A 22293-nucleotide genomic window follows, 5' to 3' on the forward strand; every position below is an offset into this window, starting at 1 on the left:
TGAAGTTGTATTCAAAATCACGGGTATACTGTATCTTTCCCCGATATTATGTTTACAAAAAAGAATTCATTTTTGTTTTTGGGTTTGGCAATGTTGATGACCTTGATCATCGCGCTGTTTAGGCCAACTGTCCTTTTTGACTATGATTTTGAAAGTTTTTTTCCCCAAGAAGATCAAGAACTTGCCTTTTATCAGGATTTCAGAAGCAGGTTTGAAAATGACAATGATTACCTGCTGATAGCATTGGGCCGCAATCCGGATATCTTTGATTCTGCTTTTTTAGCTGCCGCAAATTCGTTTAATGAAAACCTCAAAAGGCTGGATAAGGTGGAAAAGACTGTTTCTCTTTTGGATTTGGAGGAACCTGTAGTAAACCCATTCGGCATCCGTTATCGGAAAATTTTGGATTGGGATAATCAGGAATCTTTAAATGTTTCAAAGGGGACAATCCTTGGCAGCTCAAGCCAATGGAAAGGTAATCTTGTAAATGAAAGGGGCAATCACCTTTTGATCATTCTGAAAAACCAACAGCGAATCAGTAAAGAGGACGGCGATTTGTTGTACTTAGAAATTAAAAAACTGGTAGGGAATTCAGGACTCAGTGAGTATCATATTGCCGGAAAAATCAGGGCTCAGGGAGAATTTGTCCAACTGATGCAGAAGGAGTTTGCTTTCTTTTTGGGAATATCAGTTTTGCTGATCGTTTTGTTACTGATCGCTATCTTCAGGACTTGGTGGGGAGTTTTGGTTCCTTTGGTGGTTTTGGTTTTTGGGATTGTTTGGACAATAGCACTGTCACTGTATTTCGGAAAACCGCTTGACGTGATGTCTGTAATGCAGCCCACAATTTTGGCGGTGGTTGGCTTGGCGGCTCTTATCCATTTTTTTAACCATTATTTGACACAAATCAGAAATGGACGCCAAAAAGATGAGGCGATCCAAAAATCATTTTCTGAGCTGAGTCTGGCTGTATTTCTAACAAGCTTCACCACGGCTTTGGGTTTCGTTTCGCTTTATTTTACCAATATTCCGAGTTTAAAGTCTTTCGGACTATTTACAGGAATCGGGGTAATGCTGATGTTTTTTGCGGTGATATTGATAGCCCCCGGGATGTTGTATTTGCTTACCCCGTTCAAAGTGACCGAAAATGATTCTTTTTCCATTATGTGGAGAAAAGGAATGGGAAAAGCTTTTCTTTGGACTATAGCTCATTCAAAATCAATTTTTTGGGTTTTTCTGTTCGTCACGATGGTGTCAGGCTTTGGGCTGTCCCAGCTCCAAGTAAATGGATATATTTTGGATGATTTGCCCGAAAATAATTCGCTGAAAGGGGAATTTGAATTTTTTGATAAGGAGTTTGGAGGATCCAAGCCATTGGAAATTTCTTTGGAAAAAGGGCCTGAAGCTTCTGATTTGATGCAATTTGAGGTGTTGAAAGAACAGGAAAAACTGGAGAATTTTGTAAAAGAGACTTTTGCCACTTCTACCATGGTCTCACCTTTGGCTTTGGCTAAAAGCTTGAACAAAGCCACCAACGGAGGTAATGAAAAGGCTTATACCATCCCCTCCAAAGGGCAGCTTAAGCGAATTTTGCCTTATCTCGAAAAGGCCATTGAAACCATACCGGTTCAGATTCTTTCTTCTGATCTTAAATCCGGCCGGATTTCAACCCGAACAGAAGACATGGGAAGTCTCGAATCAGGAAGGATGAAAACCAAACTTGCGCAGTTTTTGGAAACAGAAATCAACTCCGAACTCTTGAAGGTCAGGATCACAGGTACTTCTCATCTGATCGATATCAGCCACGAAAGCGTCACCTCGCAAATGGCAAAGGGGCTTGGATTTGCCTTTGTCATTGTGGCTTTGATAGTTGGGTTTTTGTTTAGGTCTTGGAAAATGGCCATTGTGGCGTTAGTACCCAATATTATTCCGCTAATTTGGGTTTGTGGAATCATGTACCTTTTTGGAATTGAACTCAAACTTACCACGGCAATCATTTTTACAGTTGCTTTTGGTATCGCGGTAGATGATACCATTCATTTTTTGACAAAGTTGAATGGGGAATTGAATAAAGGGAGATCTTGGCTTTATGCTATCAAAAGAACCTATTTGGAAACTGGCAAGGCAATCATACTCACTACCCTTGTTTTGGTTTTTGGATTCTCCATATTGACTCTGAGTGAGTTTGGAGTTACTTTTTATTCGGGGTTATTGATTAGCACAGCATTGGTTTTTGCTTTGCTTGCCGATTTGATTTTGCTTCCGGTTTTATTGGTTACATTAAAAAAGAAGATTCATTGAAATTTTTTATTCTTCGGTGGAGAGAGGTTTAATGTTCGGTTTATCCAACGAAAAAATAGCTGAAACCGGATAATGATCTGAATAGTCTACCTCTGAATGGGTTTTGAAATCTAAAATGCCCAAATCCTGATCATAAAAAATATTATCTATCCTTAGAAAGAAAAGTACCTTATTGTAAGTAAAACCAAATCCCTTTCCAGCTTTTTCAAAACCATTGTCCATGATATTACGAAGGGTAAAATAAGTGTAACTGTAAGGAACATCGTTGAAATCTCCAACCAGAATATTTGGATAGGGACTGTTTTCCATATGTTCCATCAAAATTTCCAATTGGGAAGCCCTTGCCACCTGACCTCTCTTTAATTTCCTTAAAGTTTGCCGGTAATTTTCTTTTATTCCTTCGAAATCACTAAGACCATCAGAAGGGATGTTCATTGACTCCAAATGGACATTGTAGATCCTGAAAGTGTCTTTTTCCACCTTGATATCAGCAAAAATTATCCCGTTGGTGCTCCTCGAATCCAAAACAACACCTTCATTAACAATCGGATACCTACTGAATATAGCCATTCCAAAAGTGCTTGATTTGGGATTTCCCTGAATCACCTGATAAAAGTGGTTGTATCCGGTTTCTTTTCCGAGCTGTTTGAGGGTGTTTCTGGAAGGTGTTGTCGGATCATGATAAAATTCCTGAAAACACTTGACGTCAGATGGATTTTCTTTGAGCCATTGGATCAGGTTTTTGGAGATGCTGCTTTTACCATCTCCGTTTTTGTTATAGCTAAACATGTGGACATTGTAGCTCAAAACGGATAGGCCTTTTTCAACTTCCGGTTCTGTCCTTAACTGGATAGTCACCCCGACAAACTTCCATCCAATTACCAGAGCCACCAAAGGCAACAGCGCCAGTTTTCTTTTTGCAAAAACCAAAGCAATAAACAAAACCCCGTTGATGACAAGTAAAAGAGGTATGGTGAGTGTCGCTAAACCTACGTAGGGAAAATATTCAGGAGAAATGTAAACACTAAAAAACAAAGCCAATGAAACCAAAAAAAAGAAGGAAGTAAGAAATCTTATCATTGGCTAGAATAATTTTTGGCGAAAATATAAGGAATTCGATCCTATTCCAAATAGATATTGGGGGTAACCAAAGTAACAGCCATGTAAGTAAACCGATTAATTTGATACCCCCAATCTTTTACTTTATCAGGATAAGTTCACTTTGTGGTTCCATCAAATACCTCGCCCCATCTTTGGTGACTACGGCGGTTTCTTCTACAGACATGGTTTTTGTTCCGGTTTCAGGCAATTTCCAGGCGTGGAAACCATCAAATGCGAAAAGCATGCCTTCTTTCAAGGGTTTCATAGCAGCAGGCCTGACAGAAGGGTCAGGAAGAAGTCCTCCTCCGAGATTTGGTCCGATGTCGTGTGCAACATAGCCCACGGGATGTCCGGTGCTCCACATGACCGGCTCTGAACCACGCTCCGCCATCCAGTCTCTTTGTGCTTTATCCACTTGATATCCCAAGACACCAGGCCTCATGGCTTCAAGTGCAATCCTATTTCCTCCGATTGAAGATTCAAAATAAAACTGAACAGAATCCGGTGCTTTTGTTTCCCCTTCCCTCAGTACATATGCAAACCGTTGGATGTCCGATACCCACATATCATATACTCTGATACCAAAATCCGTCTGAATGACATCACCCGGCATGATGACTTTGTCGGTAGAGTGGGAGTGGCCACGGTCTGGTCCTGAATTGACGTTTGGATTTTGGTCAGGTGACCAACCATCTTTGACACCATACTCTTCCATTTTTTTCTTCAAAAATCTCGCAATATCCGCATCAGTGCTTTTTCCGGGAATGACGCTGGCGTAGGCTTCATATTGCCATTTGGAAGTCAGTATGGCTGCTTTGGTCATTATTTCGACTTCTGCAGGGAGTTTGACAGAAAGCCATTCATAGATCAGGTCATCAGCGCTTACCAATTTTCCTGCTTCCGGACCCATAGCCTCTTCCAAAGTTTTTCTTTGGGTAAAACTCAATCCATCAGCCAATTCATTTTCAAAGGAACTGTTTATGGCTATTTTCTGAAATTGCCTTGCTTTGATATATTCTGAAGCATCGGCGATTGCCGAATTGCCTCTTTGGACCGGGATCACTTCGTCATGTATTTTGAGATCTGCCAGGGCAGTAGCTTCCCCTATGGGGCAAAAAACCACTGATTTGACATTTTCTCCATCGAGATAAAATAAAAATAAAGCCTGTCCTCCGGCATTTTCTCCCCCGATGTGATGGGCGATCGGGTCATTGTTATTTTCTCTGCAAAGAATAATCCAAGCATCAGTACCGGCGGTTTTCATTGCCTCGGGTAATAATTTTTGGATTCTTTCTTTCCGGATTTCAGGCCATGGGCTAGGTCCTGAAAATGGATTTTCAAAAGTTTCTGTCTTAGGTGATTCAGGTTGGCAAGAAATCAGAAAAAACAAAATGATGATTGCTAAATACGGGGAAATGAAATTTCTAATATTGTTTGACATGATTTTGAATTGGGATTTGGTAAAAGGTCTGGAAATTAGTCACACATGAAGAAAATAAAAAGCCTTTTTTAATTCTTTGGATTTTATTTATGGCAATCCGGTTTTTTTCAATGGTTTGGTCCTGATTGACAATATGAAAAGGGTCAGCTTAATTAGGATATAGGCTTTGATTTGGTTTTGTTGAAAAAAAAATAATTATCTTCGAACCGTAAAACTACAACTTTATGAAAAAATCAAACTTGTTCACCTTAGCTGTTTTCTCTGCAACAACCTTGTTTTTTGCAGGTTGCGGAGCAGAAAAAAGCGCAGAGACCACCGTAACAGAAGAAGTCGCCGCTGAAGAAAAAACTGCTTCTGAAGAAAGACCCAGTCCATTGAGAACTTTGGAGGGAAACGTTGGGGCTTCAAAATTAATGGTTCAATACGGTGCACCTTCCATTAAAGGCAGAGTCGTATGGGGCGATTTGGTACCCTACAATGAAGTATGGAGAACAGGAGCCAATGAGGCTACTTATGTGGATTTCAGCACGGATGTTACAGTAGAAGGACAACCTTTGAAAGCAGGAAGATATTCTTTGTTTACCATACCAAAGGCTTCCGGGGCATGGACAGTCATTTTCAATTCTGAATGGAATCTGGAGCATGGTCATTTTCAATATAAGGAAGAAAATGATGTGCTTCGCGTAGAATCTACGCCTGAATGGGTAGAGGAAAGCCAAGAACAACTTTCTTTAGCAATTGAATCTCCGGGAATAGTGGTGAGATGGGAAAAGCTAAAACTTCCTATAGCTATTCAGTAATTTTTGGTTTCCCTAAAAAGACCCTGTTGAATTTTTGACGGGGTCTTTTTTGTACATTTTTTTTTCAAATCGCACTCAATTGGTTAAACAAACAATGCCTTTTCAATTTTAATTGTATGAAATACTTTGGGTTTTCCCTTGTTTTCCTGATCACTCTTGGATTGGGTATTGCACTTTCAATCCAGTTTGGTTCTATTCCACCGATCGGGAAGTTGATGGATCCCAATCATGGATTCTGGCAAAATTCATACAGCGAGGACATGGATTTTGAGGAAGAGCTTGATCTCAAAAATCTTAGAAACAAGGTTAAGGTGATTTATGATGAGAATCTTATACCCCATATTTTTGCTGACAATGAGAAAGATTTGTATAGGGTTCAAGGTTACATCACGGCCAAACACAGACTCTGGCAAATGGAATTCCAAACGATGGCTGCTGCAGGAAGGATTTCAGAAATTATTGGTCCGATGGCCATAGAGTTGGACCGGATGACACGAAGAAAAGGATTGGCTTTTGCGGCTGAGACTTCCCTCCAATATATCCAAAAAGAACACCCTGATACTTATGAATTGGTCGAGGCCTATGCTGATGGGGTAAATCAATACATAGAAAGTTTGAATGCCGCTGAGTTACCCATTGAATATAAAATTCTTGATTACAAACCGGAAACATGGAGCGCTTACAAATCACTGTTATTGCTGAAATACATGGCTGACATGTTAGTAGGAGACAGGGATTTGGAATATACCAATCTCAGGAATCAGATTGGCCAGGAGATGTTGGATAAGCTATATCCTGATTTTCCTGAGGAAAATGATCCCGTTATTGAGGCCGAGAGAATTTGGGATTTTGTGCCTTTGGAAGTTTCAAAACCTGACAGTACCGGCTATCCTGATGCAGATATTTTTGTAAACACCATGCCACAACCTGTGGAAGGAATAGGGTCTAACAATTGGGCGGTATCAGGAACAAAAACAAAAAGTGGCAATCCCATCTTGGCCAATGATCCCCACTTGAGTTTGAACTTACCTTCGCTTTGGTATGTGATGCAACTTTCTACTTCGACCCATAGCGTCAAAGGGGCGACGTTACCCGGAGCCTTGGGAATTATATCCGGGTTCAATCAGGATATAGCTTGGGGAGTTACCAATGCCACGCGGGATACAAGAGATTGGTACGCCATTCAGTTTAAAGACGAAAGCAGGACAGAGTACCTGTATGATGATGTTTGGGTAAAAAGCACTTTTCGAATTGAAGAGATTAAAGTCAAAGGACAAAGCACCTATTTGGATACTGTAGTATATACGCATCATGGACCTGTAGTTTATGATAAAACCTTCAGGCCTGACCGCAAGGATGTTAATTTTTCTCTGAAATGGACAGCCCATTTGGAGTCAAACGAACAAAAAACCTTCCTTTTGCTCAATAAAGGAAAGAATCATGATGACTACATCAATGCATTGAACCATTATACTTCCCCTGCCCAAAACTTTGTATTTGCCTCAAAAGATGGTGATATCGCCATGAAAGTTCAGGGCAGATTTCCGCTGAAATGGGAAGGTCAAGGAAAGTTTTTGATGGATGGGAAAAACCCGGATTTTGAATGGAAGGGATTTATTCCAAATGAGCATAATCCATCGACGCTGAATCCGGTTCGTGAGTTTGTTTCCTCTGCCAACCAACATTCAGTCGATCCCTCTTATCCATACTATATGTTTGACCACAGTTTTGAGCATTATCGGAACAGGAGATTGAATGATCGACTTCAAGAAATGAATCAGATGACAGCCCAGGATATGATGGCGCTTCAGTTTGACAATTTTCACCTTCATGCTGCTGAGGCACTTCCTGTCATGCTTAGCTTGATGGACTCTACAGAAATCAATCAATTAGATGAAATGGGGATTAAGTACCTGAGTCAATTGAAGAAGTGGAATTTTTATGCATTTCCGAATCAAGAGGAGCCTACACTGTTTCATGTTTGGTGGGAAAAATTGCATGATGGAGTCTGGTCGAAGTGGAAAACCGAAGGCAAGCCAATTGTATTGCCCAACAAATATCAAACAACCAAATTATTGTTGAATGAGCCTGAAAGTGAGATTTTTGACAATCCTGCTACGAGTGAAAAAGAAACTGCTAAATCACTAATTAAGAACTCCTTCTCCGAAATGGTGGAAAAAATAGGAGAAATTGAAAAAACAGACAAAGATTACACATGGGCAAATTATAAGAAAACTTCCATTTTGCATCTTGTTCCCAATTTCAAATCATTCAGCCACATCAATGTTTATACAGGTGGAGGCGCGGGGATTTTGAATGCAACGAGCGAGCGAAATGGAGCAAGTTGGAGAATGATAGTAGAAATGGGAGAGGGAGGAGAAGCATTTGGTATTTATCCGGGTGGACAATCAGGGAATCCGGGGAGTAAATACTACGATAACCTGCTCAAAAAGTGGGCAAATGGAGAGTACGTTGATGTTTCTATTCAATCGGAGTCTGGAATTTCCAATCCCTTATTTACTACCATTTTTAACAATTGATTTATGAAAAAATTCTTGGGATTATTTATTCTGGTTTCTCTTCTAGTGGTTCTTGTGGGTCCTTATGTCCCATATTGGGTTTTGATGATAGGGGTTGCCTTGGCTTCTTTTTTAATCGGCTCAGGAAATTTCTCCTCCTTTCTTAGTTGTGGCCTATCTTTTGGATTGACTTGGCTGGTACTGAGTTTGTATATTTCGATTATAACAGATTCAGAACTTCCACAAAGAATGTCGAAATTGATGGGATTGGAAAATGAAAGTTTGATTTTGATTGGGACAGGAGTTTTAGGATTTATAGTGGGTTCTTTCAGCGGATTGACAGGGGCTATTTTCAGGAGCCTTTTCCAAAGAAAAAACTCCAAATCAGCATTATCGTAAAATTCTGATTCACTTTAAAAATAGAATATTTGTTTCTCAAATCGTGATATCTCTTTTTTATAAAATCGAGGTCAAAAAGAATGAAATAATTTTGCTTTTACTTTCAATACGAGTACTTTTGTTGCTCGTTTTGTGCAGGATACTTTTATGTTAGATTACCTTATTACGTCTAAGACTCGCCTAAAACTTTTGGTTAAGTTTTTCAGCAATGCCCAAAATCAGGGGCATTTGAGAGGTCTTGCAGATGAATTTGGAGAATCAACCAACTCAATAAGGAAAGAGCTAAATCATTTGTCAGAAGCAGGTTTTTTAGTGAAAGTTGCCGATAAAAACAGGATTGAATATCAAGCCAATACGCACCATCCTTTGTTTTCTAATCTGCAGGATATTATTAGGAATTACCTCGGGTTTGATCGCTTGTTGGAGGCAGTATTAGAAAGAATGGGGGAAGTAAATGAGGTTATTTTGACGGGTGATTATGCTCAGGGGATAGATTCGGGTACTATAGAAGTTTTGATTAATGGTGACTCATTGAATGAAAGTTACCTTGAGCACTTGACAGGAAGGATTGAGGAATTGATAGACAGAAAAGTAATATTCTGTCTCAATAAGGAAATCAACCCTAAAGACTCCCTGACGCTGTATAAGAGGTAGTTTTCACCTCGAAAGTAGCTCAAATGATACTTTTTGTTTCTAAGCACATTAAAAAATGTGACTGAAAGGGCGAAGCTGTGTCAACCAACATGAGTTTAAGTCAGGGTTTTACTAAAAATTTGAATAGTTTGAATTATTTTTCGGGCCGATTATACAACAATAAAAAATATTGAATTCACGAATAGAGATAACCAATCCTTTGTTTTTCCGAACATGGGCTAATATTTTCAAAATGAACAAAAAAAACAACAATCATATTTCAGTTTTAAGGCTCTTTTTTACCGGGTTATTTTTAGTCATTTTGGCAATATCTTCCTATGGCCAATCTGTCGCTGATATCCAAAATATTAAAGTGGATGAGTTGTCGGATGCCCAGCTGGAGCAGCTGATTAAGCGAGCTGAATCCTCAGGAATGACCGAACAACAGCTTGAGGCAATGGCAAGAGAAAGAGGGATGCCCGCAACGGAAGTTGCTAAACTGAGACAAAGAATCAATAAATTAAGGAGAACAGGAAAAGATACGCAGAGTAATACATCAACCTCAAAGGAAGTCGAAGGGAGGGAATGGATTCAATCCGAAGAAGAATTTGCGGAAGAAGAAATTGAGTTTACTGAGGAGGAAGAAAAAATATTTGGTTTTAAATTATTCAGAAACAAAAACCTGAATTTTACTCCAAACCTAAATATTCCAACTCCCCAAAATTATATTTTAGGTGCCGGTGATCAACTGTTGATTGATATATACGGAGCTTCCCAATTTGAATATGACTTGAATATCAATAGTGATGGGTTGGTTTTTATTCCTAATGTTGGCCCAGTGAATTTATCCGGACTGACAGTGGAGGCCGCAACTTCAAGACTTTCACGATCTTTGGGTTCGATATACTCCGGGTTGGGTGGTTCTTCTCCAAATACCTTTATGAAACTTAGAGTAGGGAATATCAGATCCATCCAAGTTTCTTTGGTGGGTGAGGTGTTCTCTCCCGGCAGTTACACGCTTTCTTCCTTTGCATCTGTCTTCAATGCCCTATATGCTGCAGGTGGTATCAAGCCGGATGGATCTTTTAGAAACATAAGGGTTTACAGAAATAGTAAGATGATTGCAGAGTTAGACATCTATGATTTTTTGGTAAATGGAAATCAGTCTTCAAACGTCAGACTTGAATACAATGATGTTATTTTGATTCCGCCTGTTGAAAAGAGGGTAGAAATCACAGGACCGGTGCGGAGAGAAGGATTTTTTGAAATGAAGAACGATGAAAATCTTAAAGACCTCATCAAATTTTCCGGAGGATTCTCCAGCAAAGCTTATTCTAATTCGGGAACTGTTTTTAGAACAACGGACAATGAATTTAAAGTTGAGAATATTGAAAGTCAAAATTTTGAGAACTTCGTTCCAAAAGATGGTGACAAGTTTATTTTTGGAGAGCTTTTAGATCGATTTGAAAACAGGGTACAGGTTTCTGGAGCATTGTTGAGGTCTGGAACTTACGCCTTGGAGGAAGGGATGGGGGTCAAAGATTTAATTCAAAAAGCAGGGGGATTGCGAGCTGACGCTTTTATGAATAGAGCCGCACTTTACCGGACAAGAGAAGATTTTTCCTTGGAAATGGTTACTGTAAATATCAGTGAAATTGTAATGGGAAATGAAGAAGATATTTCTCTAAAAAGAGAAGATGTCTTGTATATTCCTAGTATTTATGATCTTAGAGAAGAATTCTATGTAATAATAGGCGGTGAAATAAATAGACCGGGGTCATATGCTTTTGCCGAACAAATGAGTGTTTCTGATTTAGTGTTCAGAGCTGGAGGGTTAAAAGAATCTGCAACATCATCCCAGATTGAAATAGCAAGAAGGGTAAAAGATGACGTTTCTGGGAAGTTAGCTGAAATCATCCACATTGATATTGATAAAGACCTTAAGATTTTAGGCGAAGACAAAAATTTTGTTTTGATGCCATTCGATAATGTTATTGTCCGTAGAAGTTCAGGATTTCAAAGAAGTCGTTTTGTTAGTGTTGAAGGGGAAGTGCTTTTTCCAGGCGAATTTGCCATTGCGCATGCCAATGAGAGAATTTCTGACTTATTAAGAAGAGCAGGGGGATTAAACCAATTTGCTTACCCAAAAGGTGCCACATTGATTAGGAGAAATGAGTTTTTTGAAGGTCCGAGTGAAGAGGAAATCAAATCAACCAATTTGACAGAAGTAAAAAGAAACCTACAAAGGATAAAAAGGGATACAACAGAAGCTGAGAAAATTTTGTTGAACAGGATAGATCAAAAAATAGAAGAAAAGGGTGGAGGCATTTCAAACAAGTCCGGAGGCCTTTTGATAGATGATTTTAAAAAGGAAACAATTGAGGATTTGGTTTCCGATAATGACAGTTTGCCCCAGGAGGTGGTTAAAACCCAAGATATGATTGGGATTGACTTAGTTTCAATTATTAATAATCCAGGAAGTCCTTTTGATTTAATAATTCAGGAAGGTGACGTTTTGAGCATCCCTAAACTGCTGCAAACAGTCAGAATGAGAGGTGAAGTTCTCTTTCCAACGACGGCACGTTACGAAGAATCAAACGGTTTTAAATCCTATATTTCTAGAGCAGGAGGGTTTACAGATAAATCCAGAAAGAAGCGGTCATATGTAGTATATGCAAATGGTGATGTTAGAAGAACTTCTGGATTTCTTTTCTTTAAAGTATATCCTAAGATTGAGCCGGGTTCAGAAATAATTATTCCTTCTAAGAAAGACAAAGAACCATTGTCGATACAAGGGTGGCTAGCCATTACGACCACGTTGACTACCTTGGTGCTTGTGATAAACCAATTGAATCAATAGGGTTAAAATAGAACTACTATTTCCCAATAAATTAATGGAAAAAAGCAATCAAAATACTCCTTCCCTAAATGATGAAATTGACTTACTCGAATTGGTCAAAACTGTCTGGATTAAACGAAAATTAGTTTTTTATATAGTATTAGGTTCAATAATAGCCGGTGTTTTTGTAGCGCTTGTATTAAATAAAGAATTTACAGCTGGCTCTACTTTTGTTCCTCAGACTTCGGAACCTGGCAAAATGGGAGGGAGTCTTGGGGGCTTGGCTTCCCTAGCAGGAATAAACTTAGGAGGGATGGGGGCCAGAAGTGAAATTCCACCATCCCTGTATCCTAAAATAGTTGGCTCGGTAACTTTTCAAAAGGAATTGCTAAAGGCAAAAGTTAATCCAATTGGAACAGTTTTGCCTGTCACTTATCAATATTATTATGATAGTGTTTTTGATCCCGGATTATTATCAAAGGTGGGGAAATATACTATTGGATTGCCCGGGATCATCTTGAGTAAAATTAGAGGCAATTCCACCCCTGATTCTGGCCAAAATCAATTGGAATTGGTGAATGTTTCCCAATCAGAATTTGGACATTTTAAAAGGATAAATGCTCAGATTGCCATCCAGTATAATCAAAAAGAAGGTTTTGTATCATTGAGTTTTACTATGCCTGAACCTCTTATGGCGGCGCAAATGGCTAAGTATGCAGAGGAATTACTTCAAAAGGAAGTAATTGAATACAAAATTCAAAATGCTAGAGAGCAATTGAAATTTACTGAAGCAAGATTTGAGGAAAAGAAAATTGAATTTGAAAAAATTCAAAACAGGCTAGCCAATTTTAGAGACAGAAACCAGAATCTCTCTTCTGCTATGGTTTTAAATCAATTAGAAAAACTGGAAGCCGACTATAATTTTGCATTTAATGTATACAGTGAATTGGCAAAGCAGTTGGAACAATCAAAACTTCAGGTTAGTCAGGACACTCCCGTTTTTTCCGTTATTCAACCTGTTTCTATTCCAATTGAAAAGTCAGCCCCCAAAAGGCCGCTAGTTGTTTTGGTTTTTGCAATTTTGGGTATGATTGTTTCATTTGGCTATATTTTTGGAAAACAATATTTCGAATCTCTAAAAATAGATTGGGACTCTAAATGACGAAAGGATTTTAGAAACTCAATATTTAAAATATGATAAAAAATTTAATATTTTAAAATACAAAAAAAAATATTTGAATTACTTTTTTTTGTATTTATAATTTATTTTATTTGTATCGCATTAAAAAAATATTTGAATTGATTAAATGATTACAAACATCAAATTCTTTTTTTGAATAAATTATCAACAAATCTATCTCGGTAGAATTATCTGCCACTAAACCCAAAGGCTAAAAGAATAATTCAACAATTTATTAACCATAAAATTTTTAACAAATGAAAATTACAGTAGTAGGTACAGGATACGTCGGTTTGGTATCCGGGGCATGTTTTTCTGAAGTAGGCATTGAAGTCGTCTGCGTTGACATTGACCAAAAAAAGATTGAAAACCTCAAAAACGGCATCATGCCCATTTATGAGCCTGGTTTAGAGGAAATAGTGAAAAGAAATTTTGCAAGTGGAAGGCTCCAATTTTCCACTAACCTTGGTGAAGCCATTAAGGATTCCAAAGTCGCATTTATCGCAGTTGGAACACCTCCCGGGGAAGATGGTTCTGCGGATCTTAAATATGTATTGGCAGTGGCTGATGAAATTGGCCGTACCATGACAGATTATATCGTTGTAGCAACCAAAAGCACAGTGCCGGTCACTACAGGAGAAAAAGTAAGGGCGGCAATCAAAGCAGCTTTGGAAAAAAGAGGTTCTGATCTTCCTTTTGCAGTGGCATCTAATCCTGAGTTCCTCAAAGAAGGCGCCGCAGTTGATGATTTTATGAAACCAGACAGGATTGTCATCGGCGTAGATGACGAAAGGGCTGAGGAAATTATGAAAAGACTGTATAAGCCCTTTCAGCTCAATGGTGACAGAATCATTTATATGGACATCCCTTCTGCAGAGATGACCAAATATGCTGCCAATGCTATGCTTGCAACAAAAATTTCTTTTATGAATGATATTGCTAATCTCTGCGAACTCGTAGGGGCCAATGCAAATATGGTTAGAAAAGGAATTGGGTCTGATCCAAGAATTGGTACTAGGTTTATTTATCCGGGAGTAGGTTATGGTGGTTCTTGCTTTCCAAAAGATGTGAAAGCCATTATTAAAACCGGAAAAAAATATGGTTATGACCTAAGGGTTTTACAATCTGTAGAAGACGTTAACGATGATCAGAAGTATGTTTTGGTCAAAAAAATAAAGAAACATTTCGGTGATGACCTGAGTGGTAAAACTTTTGCCATGTGGGGCTTAAGTTTCAAACCTAATACAGATGATATGAGGGAATCTCCTTCTATTGTGATCATTGACGAATTGATTGCAGCAGGTGCAAAAGTGAAGGCGTACGATCCAATCGCAATGAAAGAAGCGCAGCATATTTATATCGGGGACAAAATTACTTACGCTAAAGATGCTTATGATGCTCTGGTGGATGCAGATGCTCTTCTTCTAGTCACAGAATGGTCTGAATTTAGGATTCCAAGCTGGTCTGCTGTGGGTAAACTGCTTCATAACAAAGTGGTCTTTGATGGAAGAAATATCTATGAAAAAGAATACCTATCCGAACTTGGATTTACACATTACGGCATTGGTATTTAAAGGTAATTGGGGTGCTTGAATTGTCCTAAAATCCTTGCACTCCATATTTTTTCAAAAAATTCAATATTTTATTCTTAATATTTTATTAGATACCTAATCATGTTAAAATCATTAAAAGATTCAAAAATTGCCGTTATAGGGCTTGGATATGTGGGCTTACCTTTGGCAGTTGCATTTGCTGAAAAATTTCAAGCCATTGGTTTTGATATCGATCCAAAAAGAGTTGATGAATTGCAAAAAGGATTCGATAGGACTTTAGAAGTTGAAGACAAGGACCTTCAGAAAGTCTTAGTAAAAAACCCTGTAGCGCTTGAGGAAAAAGGAAAAGGCTTGCTTGTAACAGATGCAGTAATGCCTATTTCATCATGTAATATATTCATTGTAACAGTTCCAACACCGACTGATAAACACAATAAACCTGTCCTGACTCCCATGCTTAAAGCTTCCGAGACAATTGGTAAGGTATTAAAAAAGGGCGATGTCGTTATTTATGAATCCACTGTTTATCCCGGAGTGACAGAGGACGAATGTGTACCAGTTCTTGAAAAATTTTCTGGATTAAAATTCAATGTGGATTTTTTTGCAGGCTATTCCCCTGAACGTATCAATCCTGGTGATAAAGAACACACAGTCACCAAGATACTTAAGGTAACATCAGGAAGCAATGAGGAGGTGGCCGAATATGTTGATCAGCTTTATCAAGCTGTCATTATCGCAGGAACCCATAAGGCGTCTTCCATTAAAGTAGCAGAAGCCGCAAAAGTAATCGAGAATTCCCAAAGGGATATCAATATTGCCTTTGTCAATGAGTTGTCCAAAATTTTCAATTTATTGGGGATAGATACCCATGAGGTATTGGCAGCTGCAGGTACGAAATGGAATTTTTTGCCATTCAAACCAGGATTGGTAGGTGGGCATTGTATCGGTGTAGATCCTTTTTATCTCGCCCAAAAGGCTCAGGAAGTTGGCTATCATCCTGAGATTATCCTTGCAGGTAGGAGATTAAACGATTCAATGGGAAAGCATGTAGCTACTGAAGTAATCAAATTGATGATGAGAAAAAATCTCAAAGTCATTGATTCTAAAGTTCTGATTCTAGGTTTCACTTTCAAGGAAGATTGTCCGGATGTAAGAAATACAAGGGTGATTGATATTTATAATGAGTTGAAGTCTTTTGATATGGATGTAGATGTCTATGATCCTTGGGCAGATGCCAAGGAAGTTCAACACGAATATGGAATCCATATTTCTTCAAAAGGAGATGAACCAAATCTTGAAAAATATTCAGCTATCATTCTGGCCGTAGCACATAAAGAATTCAGACCTTTATCCATCCAAAAGACAAAAAATCAAGTTGTTTTTGATGTAAAAGGAATATTGGATAAATCAAAAGTAGATTCAAGATTATAAAACCAAGGTTTATGTCAGAATCCAAAATAATTAGTGAAAAAAAGGTTCTTGTAACAGGTGGAGCCGGGTTTATAGGCTCCAACCTTATTGATGTTTTATTGGAACAAGGAAATGAAGTTGTATGCTTAGATAATTTTGCAACTGGAAAAAGAGAGAACCTTCAAATAGCTCTGCAAAATGAAAAATTCAAATTGATCGAAGGGGACATTAGGAATTTTGAGGATTGTACTACTGCCGTTCAAGGTTGTGATTATGTCTTACACCAAGCTGCATTGGGATCTGTTCCAAGATCAATTGCAGACCCAATGACCACCACAGATGTCAATATTGGTGGATTTGTCAAAATGCTTTTTGCAGCCAAGGAAGCTGGTGTCAAAAGATTTGTTTATGCCGCAAGTTCCTCCACTTATGGAGATCATGCCGCATTGCCTAAAGTAGAACACATCATCGGAAATGCCTTATCTCCCTATGCGATCACAAAATATGTTGATGAGCTGTTTGCAAAGAACTTTTCTGATATTTATGGGATAGAAACAGTGGGGCTCAGGTACTTTAACGTTTTTGGAAGAAGACAGGATCCAAATGGCGCCTATGCGGCCGTGATTCCAAAATTCGTTTCAGAATTAATGGCGCTTAATAGTCCTGTGATCAATGGGGATGGCAGCTACTCCAGAGATTTTACTTATATCGATAATGTGATTCAGGCTAATCAATTGGCAGCAATTACACCTACCGCTGATTTTAAAGAGAAGTTAAAAGATTATTCAGAAGGAATAGGAAAAACTTGTAACCACGAGAGTACGATTTCCGAAGTTTTCAATGTAGCATTTGGAGAAAGGACCACTTTAAAGGAATTGGTTGAGATATTGAAAGGGACCTTGTCAAAATTCGATCCCCGAATTTATGATGTCAAAATTTTATATGGTCCAAATAGGGGAGGGGATATCCCTCATTCCTTGGCCTCTGTTGAAAAGGCCAATGAAATTTTGGGTTACGAACCGAAATTTGATATCAACAGGGGATTGATTGAAGCGACTAATTGGTATTGGGGAAATTTATGATAGTCCTTTTTGATTTCTTTACCAATTTGAATTCAATTATCTTAAGATATTTTTTTTCCCTCATAATCATTATTTTTGGTAACCAATTGAACAAGGGTCTTTCCAAAGGTTTTATGTAAGAATTAATTTAGTCGGAATATCATTTGTGAATTGCCCTGAATAATTAAAATAATGAATATAATTTAAAGAAAATTCTTTTTTTTTTCAAACCAGTAAAAAAATAATCGGCTTAATTATTTTTGCTTTTAAAATTTTAAAACCTAATACATCAAGTTCTTGAAATATCATTTAAAGAAAAATAATTATTGTGAATTGTAAATTAATTGAATTACCAAAAATCATAGACCCAAGGGGGAATCTTACTTTTTTACAGAATTTCCATCAAGTCCCATTTAAAATCCAAAGAATATTTTGGACGTATGATGTTCCTGGTGGAGAAATGAGAGGAGGTCATGCTTATCACAATCAAGAAGAGATAATTATTGCTTTGAGTGGCAGTTTCGAAATAGTAATTACAGACATCGATGGATCACTGGAAAAATTTCAAATGAATAGATCCTACTTTGGCCTTTATTTACCCGCCTTAACTTGGAGACATATGGAAAACTTTTCTACTAATTCAGTTGGTTTACATCTATCAAGTTCTACTTTTCAAGAGCATGAGTATATCAGAGACTTTGAAATTTTCAAAAGTTTGTAAAATGAAAGCTTCAACTGTTTTTGATTGCTCCCTTTTAGAATTACCTAAAAATCATAATATAAAGGGTAACATTACAGCCGTAAACAATTTAAAAGAAGTTCCATTTGAGATAAATAGAGTTTATTTTTTGTATGATGTTCCCGGTGGAGAATCAAGAGGTGGGCATGCACATAAGGACCTTCAACAACTCATTATTGCTGCAAGTGGAAGTTTTGATTTAATCATAAACGATGGAAATGTAAAAAGAACATTTCATTTAAATCGTCCTTATCAAGGAGTATTATTGCCACCTGGATTATGGAGAGAGTTAGATAATTTTTCTTCAGGAGCTATTTGCCTGGTACTCGCTTCACAAATTTATACAGAAGTAGATTATATTAGGGATTACGAGCAATTTCGATTATATAAATATGATTCATCCGAAGGCAGAAGTGTATAGTAAGCAAATTGGTATTGGGACAAAAATTTGGCAATTCGCTATAGTTTTAGAAGGTGCCATTATTGGAAATGAATGTAACATCAACTGCCATACTTTAATTGAATCAAAAGCTGTTATTGGAAATAGGGTTACTATTAAACCTGGTGTTTTTGTTTGGGACGGTGTGAAATTAGATGATGGGGTAATGGTAGGCCCTAATGCAACTTTTACAAATGATAAATGGCCAAAATCAAAAAATTCAAAATTTCAATTGTTAGAAACTTATATTGGAAAGTATTCTAGTATAGGAGCTAATGCAACAATTCTTTGCGGAATCAAGATCGGAGAATACTCAATGATTGGAGCTGGGGCAGTAGTGACAAAAAATGTCCCTGACAGAGCTTTGGTGGTGGGTGCACCTGCCAAAATTGTAGGGTGGATGAACGAGGATGGTACTAAAATGAAAAAAATAGAAGAAAACTTTGTCGACAATCAAGGTCGTGAATGGATAGTTTTGCATAATCAACTTCAGAAAAAATGAATATTCCTTTTCTTAACTTTGAGCCTTTCCATGCACCTATTAAAAAGGAAATGGTGCAAGCTTTTTTATCGGTATATGATAGCAATTGGTATATAACCGGACAGCATCTTAAAAATTTTGAAAACGAGTACGCTCATTTCAATCAAATAAAATTTGCCATTGGCGTTAGCAACGGCCTTGATGCACTTTATATTTCGCTTAAGGCCATAGGGATAAGTGATGGAGATGAGGTTATCATGCCTTCAAATACTTTTATTGCAACAGTTTTAGCAGTTTCATATACAGGTGCTGTACCGATTTTTGTTGAACCAAATGAAAATACTTACCTGATTAATCCTGATTTGATAAAAAAAGTTATTACTTCAAAAACCAAAGCTATAATACCAGTCCACCTTTATGGTCAGGCCTGTGAAATGGATAAAATCATGAGAATAGCGGAAGAGTTTGGGTTAAAAGTGATTGAAGATAATGCACAAGCTCACGGTGCTGCCTTTAAAGGAAAATTGACTGGAACTTTCGGGCATATCAATGCGACAAGTTTTTACCCTGGGAAAAATTTGGGGGCTTTGGGTGATGCAGGAGGTATCACTACGGATGACGCTAAGTTGGCCGAGAAAGCTATGATGCTCAGGAACTATGGAAGCAAAGAAAAGTATAAGCATGAAATTATCGGTCACAACATGCGACTTGATGAGCTTCAGGCTTCTTTTTTAAGTGTCAAGTTGTTACACCTTGAAGATTGGACCAATATGAGACAAGAAATAGCATCATGGTACAATGAAGAATTAGCATATATACCTGAAATCATTCTCCCACATGTTCATGATGATGCAACACATGTTTATCACTTATATGTGATCAGAACAAAATATAGAGATGATCTTCAAAAATATTTGATTGGAAAAGGAATTGGGACATTGATACATTATCCTATACCACCACATCTTCAAAAAGCTTATGAACATTTAGGTTTCAGCAAAGGTGACTTTCCAATAGCAGAAGAAATTGCGGAAACATGTTTGAGTTTACCTATTTGGCCTGGAATTACATCGAATGAAATAACCTATATTGCATATTCGATCAAGGAATATTTTGGTCATGTCTGAAGAAAGGGCTTCTTATAGACAGATCATGAAAGCGACCTCAATATTTGGAGGTGTTCAGGTATTTAATATTATTATAGCTCTCATTCGTTCCAAGGCTATTGCTATTTTGCTTGGGCCAACAGGAATTGGTGTTGCGGGTCTTTTGACTTCTACCACGGGGATGATTTCTTCGCTCACCAATTTTGGTTTAGGAACTAGTGCTGTTAAGGATATAGCCTCAGCTCATAGCTCGGAAAATGATGCTCAATTAGCCAAAACAACGACTGTTTTTAAAAAATTAGTATGGCTAACAGGTATACTAGGCACTGTTTTGACGATTGTTTTTTCACCTTTATTGTCAGAATTGACTTTTGGAAACAAAAACTACACTTGGAGTTTTGTTCTTATAGCAATAACCGTTTTATTAGGACAACTCACTAATGGCCAAAATGTAATATTACAGGGGACGAGGAATTTAAAATTCCTCGCCACTGCTAATATGGTCGGGTCTTTATTGTCTTTGATAATCACCCTTCCATTATATTATTTCCTAGGCATGGATGGAATTGTTCCAGCTTTAGTTATAATGGGGTTTGTTACATTTTTAGTTGCGCAATATTTTGGCAATAAATTAAAAATCCGTAAAATCCTTTTGACTAAGTCCGAAGTTGTAAAAGAAGGCAACTCCATGCTTAAGCTCGGGTTTGTACTTAGTTTAAGTGGGATTATAACGTCAATTGTTGCATATGTCGTAAGGATTTACATAAGCAACACTGGAGGACTTGATGATGTGGGTTTCTATTCGGCCGGTTTTCAGATAATTGGAACATATGTAGGTTTGGTCTTCACTGCAATGGGAACTGATTTCTTCCCTAAACTGTCAGCAATTGCTCTAGATGAAAATAAAGTTAATTCTTTGGTAAATCAACAATCTGAAATTACTATTCTTGTTTTAGGACCTATTCTACTGTTCTTTATTTTACTGATAAATTGGGTTATAATTTTATTATACTCGGAGAATTTTCTTGAGATAGATGATATGATGAGATGGTCGGCTTTAGGTATGTTTTTTAAAGCAGCTAGTTGGCCTTTAGGGTTTATTTTTTTAGCTAAAGGAGCTACTGGAACTTTTTTTAAAAGTGAACTATTTTTCAATTTTTATTTTCTAGTGTTTAACATATTGGGTTATAAATTCTTCGGTTTGGCAGGTTTGGGTATTGCTTTTTTAATTTCTTATATATTAGTTTATATTCAAGTTTATTTAATTTCATATTTTAAGTATAAATTTATTCATGGTAAGATTTTTTTTAAATTGTTTTTAAGTCAGTTTTGCTTAGCAATGTTTGGCTTCATAATTATTCAACAACCTTTGGGTTTTATAAATACCTTAATAATGGTAATTATTGTTTTTACTTCTATTATAATTTCCGCTTTTGGTTTGTATAGAAGATATTCAACAATTAATTGACTCTAAGTTTAAGCTATGATCCAAAAAATTATAAATTTATCAGGATTGATAAAAAATCATTTTCTAAGAAAATTTTATTCGTGGAAATTAGCAAAATATGTTGATGATGGAGCTGGTAAGATATTGTTATATACTTTTTCGGTTCCTATAGTAATTAAAAAGAAAAAAAATTCAAAATTCATCTTAGATGGAAATTTGCGAATAGTTTCCTCTCTATATGGCGTAAGTCCAATAAGAATATTATTGGAAGAAAATTCAATTTTTCATTTAAAAGGTGATTTCACCATTGGAAATGGTGTATGCTTATCATTAAGCAAAGGTGCAACTTTATCAATTGGAGGTAAATTTGCTGAATCCGATTCTGGAATTACAGCAGACTCAACCATTATGGTATATAAAAATATAACTATAGGCAGAGATTTTGTTTGCGCTTGGGGTGTATTTATTTCTGATAGTAATTGGCATAGAATTGAACATCAGTATCATCAAAAAGATGTAGTTATAGGAGATCATGTTTGGATTGCCAATAATACTAATATTTTAAAAGGTTCTCTTATTGGAGATAACTGTATAGTAGCTAGCAATAGTAAAGTTATAAATAGTGTCTTCCTTCCACATTGCATGATTGCTGGAATACCAGCGAAAGTAGTTAAAACTGATATTAACTGGTTTAGAGATATTTGAATTACAATATTGAATTTAGTTTATAATAACTTTCTATTACTTAATGTTTGGGACAGCAAAGAAGATTTTTTTATTGAGATTAAATTATAATTTGGCAATCACTACGATCAAAGAATGTGAAATGCCAGAAAACACAGCA

General features: G+C 37.2%; 18 protein-coding genes. 16 read left to right on the forward strand and 2 right to left on the reverse strand.

The window, feature by feature from the left end:
- Positions 1 to 48: 48 nt before the first annotated feature.
- The gene (locus tag MMU05_RS10085; RefSeq protein WP_241141552.1) at positions 49 to 2301 is read left to right on the forward strand and encodes an efflux RND transporter permease subunit; all 2253 of its coding nucleotides are present in this window, start codon (positions 49 to 51) and stop codon (positions 2299 to 2301) included.
- 6 nt (positions 2302 to 2307) lie between these two features.
- Here the strand turns inward: MMU05_RS10085 and MMU05_RS10090 are convergent, their stop codons facing one another.
- On the reverse strand, positions 2308 to 3381 hold the full coding sequence (locus MMU05_RS10090) for an endonuclease/exonuclease/phosphatase family protein (RefSeq protein ID WP_241141553.1): 1074 nt from the start codon (positions 3379 to 3381) through the stop codon (positions 2308 to 2310).
- Positions 3382 to 3499: 118 nt separating this feature from the next.
- Positions 3500 to 4843: a M24 family metallopeptidase gene (locus MMU05_RS10095; RefSeq protein WP_241141554.1), complete on the reverse strand. Its 1344-nt coding sequence runs from the start codon at positions 4841 to 4843 to the stop codon at positions 3500 to 3502.
- 224 nt (positions 4844 to 5067) lie between these two features.
- Here MMU05_RS10095 and MMU05_RS10100 point away from each other — a divergent pair, with 224 nt between their 5' ends.
- The 15 genes from MMU05_RS10100 (at position 5068) to MMU05_RS10170 (ending at position 22154) form a co-directional block, all read left to right on the forward strand.
- A complete protein-coding gene (locus MMU05_RS10100) occupies positions 5068 to 5643 on the forward strand; it encodes a DUF2911 domain-containing protein (RefSeq protein ID WP_241141555.1) in 576 nt (191 codons plus the stop codon).
- A 116-nt stretch (positions 5644 to 5759) separates the two neighbouring features.
- Positions 5760 to 8183 (forward strand): penicillin acylase family protein, encoded by a 2424-nt coding sequence (locus tag MMU05_RS10105; RefSeq protein ID WP_241141556.1) that lies wholly within the window; start codon positions 5760 to 5762, stop codon positions 8181 to 8183.
- Positions 8184 to 8186: 3 nt separating this feature from the next.
- Positions 8187 to 8561, forward strand: coding sequence for a hypothetical protein (locus MMU05_RS10110; protein WP_241141557.1), 375 nt, complete (start codon positions 8187 to 8189; stop codon positions 8559 to 8561).
- A 189-nt stretch (positions 8562 to 8750) separates the two neighbouring features.
- Positions 8751 to 9215, forward strand: a complete 465-nt coding sequence (locus MMU05_RS10115; protein ID WP_336246901.1) for an ArsR family transcriptional regulator — start codon at positions 8751 to 8753, stop codon at positions 9213 to 9215.
- A 232-nt stretch (positions 9216 to 9447) separates the two neighbouring features.
- The gene (locus MMU05_RS10120; protein ID WP_241141559.1) at positions 9448 to 12054 is read left to right on the forward strand and encodes an SLBB domain-containing protein; all 2607 of its coding nucleotides are present in this window, start codon (positions 9448 to 9450) and stop codon (positions 12052 to 12054) included.
- Between the two features lie 34 nt (positions 12055 to 12088).
- Positions 12089 to 13195: a Wzz/FepE/Etk N-terminal domain-containing protein gene (locus tag MMU05_RS10125; RefSeq protein WP_241141560.1), complete on the forward strand. Its 1107-nt coding sequence runs from the start codon at positions 12089 to 12091 to the stop codon at positions 13193 to 13195.
- A gap of 275 nt (positions 13196 to 13470) precedes the next feature.
- Positions 13471 to 14787, forward strand: a complete 1317-nt coding sequence (locus MMU05_RS10130) for a UDP-glucose dehydrogenase family protein (RefSeq protein WP_241141561.1) — start codon at positions 13471 to 13473, stop codon at positions 14785 to 14787.
- A gap of 99 nt (positions 14788 to 14886) precedes the next feature.
- On the forward strand, positions 14887 to 16197 hold the full coding sequence (locus MMU05_RS10135; protein WP_241141562.1) for a nucleotide sugar dehydrogenase: 1311 nt from the start codon (positions 14887 to 14889) through the stop codon (positions 16195 to 16197).
- 11 nt (positions 16198 to 16208) lie between these two features.
- Positions 16209 to 17258: an SDR family oxidoreductase gene (locus MMU05_RS10140; RefSeq protein WP_241141563.1), complete on the forward strand. Its 1050-nt coding sequence runs from the start codon at positions 16209 to 16211 to the stop codon at positions 17256 to 17258.
- Positions 17259 to 17565: 307 nt separating this feature from the next.
- On the forward strand, positions 17566 to 17958 hold the full coding sequence (locus tag MMU05_RS10145) for a sugar 3,4-ketoisomerase (RefSeq protein WP_241141564.1): 393 nt from the start codon (positions 17566 to 17568) through the stop codon (positions 17956 to 17958).
- Between the two features lies 1 nt (position 17959).
- Positions 17960 to 18397 carry a sugar 3,4-ketoisomerase gene (locus tag MMU05_RS10150; protein WP_241141565.1) on the forward strand — a complete coding sequence of 146 codons (438 nt, stop codon included), beginning with the start codon at positions 17960 to 17962 and terminating at the stop codon, positions 18395 to 18397.
- Entirely contained in the window at positions 18369 to 18917 is a 549-nt protein-coding gene (locus MMU05_RS10155; protein ID WP_241141566.1) for an acyltransferase, read from the forward strand. The genes MMU05_RS10150 and MMU05_RS10155 overlap by 29 nt, the downstream gene beginning before the upstream one ends.
- The gene (locus MMU05_RS10160) at positions 18914 to 20023 is read left to right on the forward strand and encodes a DegT/DnrJ/EryC1/StrS family aminotransferase (RefSeq protein WP_241141567.1); all 1110 of its coding nucleotides are present in this window, start codon (positions 18914 to 18916) and stop codon (positions 20021 to 20023) included. The genes MMU05_RS10155 and MMU05_RS10160 overlap by 4 nt, the downstream gene beginning before the upstream one ends.
- Entirely contained in the window at positions 20016 to 21470 is a 1455-nt protein-coding gene (locus MMU05_RS10165) for an O-antigen translocase (RefSeq protein ID WP_241141568.1), read from the forward strand. Before MMU05_RS10160 ends, MMU05_RS10165 begins: the two co-directional genes overlap by 8 nt.
- A 15-nt stretch (positions 21471 to 21485) precedes the next feature.
- Entirely contained in the window at positions 21486 to 22154 is a 669-nt protein-coding gene (locus tag MMU05_RS10170; protein WP_241141569.1) for an acyltransferase, read from the forward strand.
- Positions 22155 to 22293 lie beyond the last annotated feature (139 nt).

Source organism: Cognataquiflexum rubidum (assembly GCF_022538115.1).
In the GTDB taxonomy this organism is placed as follows: domain Bacteria; phylum Bacteroidota; class Bacteroidia; order Cytophagales; family Cyclobacteriaceae; genus Cognataquiflexum; species Cognataquiflexum rubidum.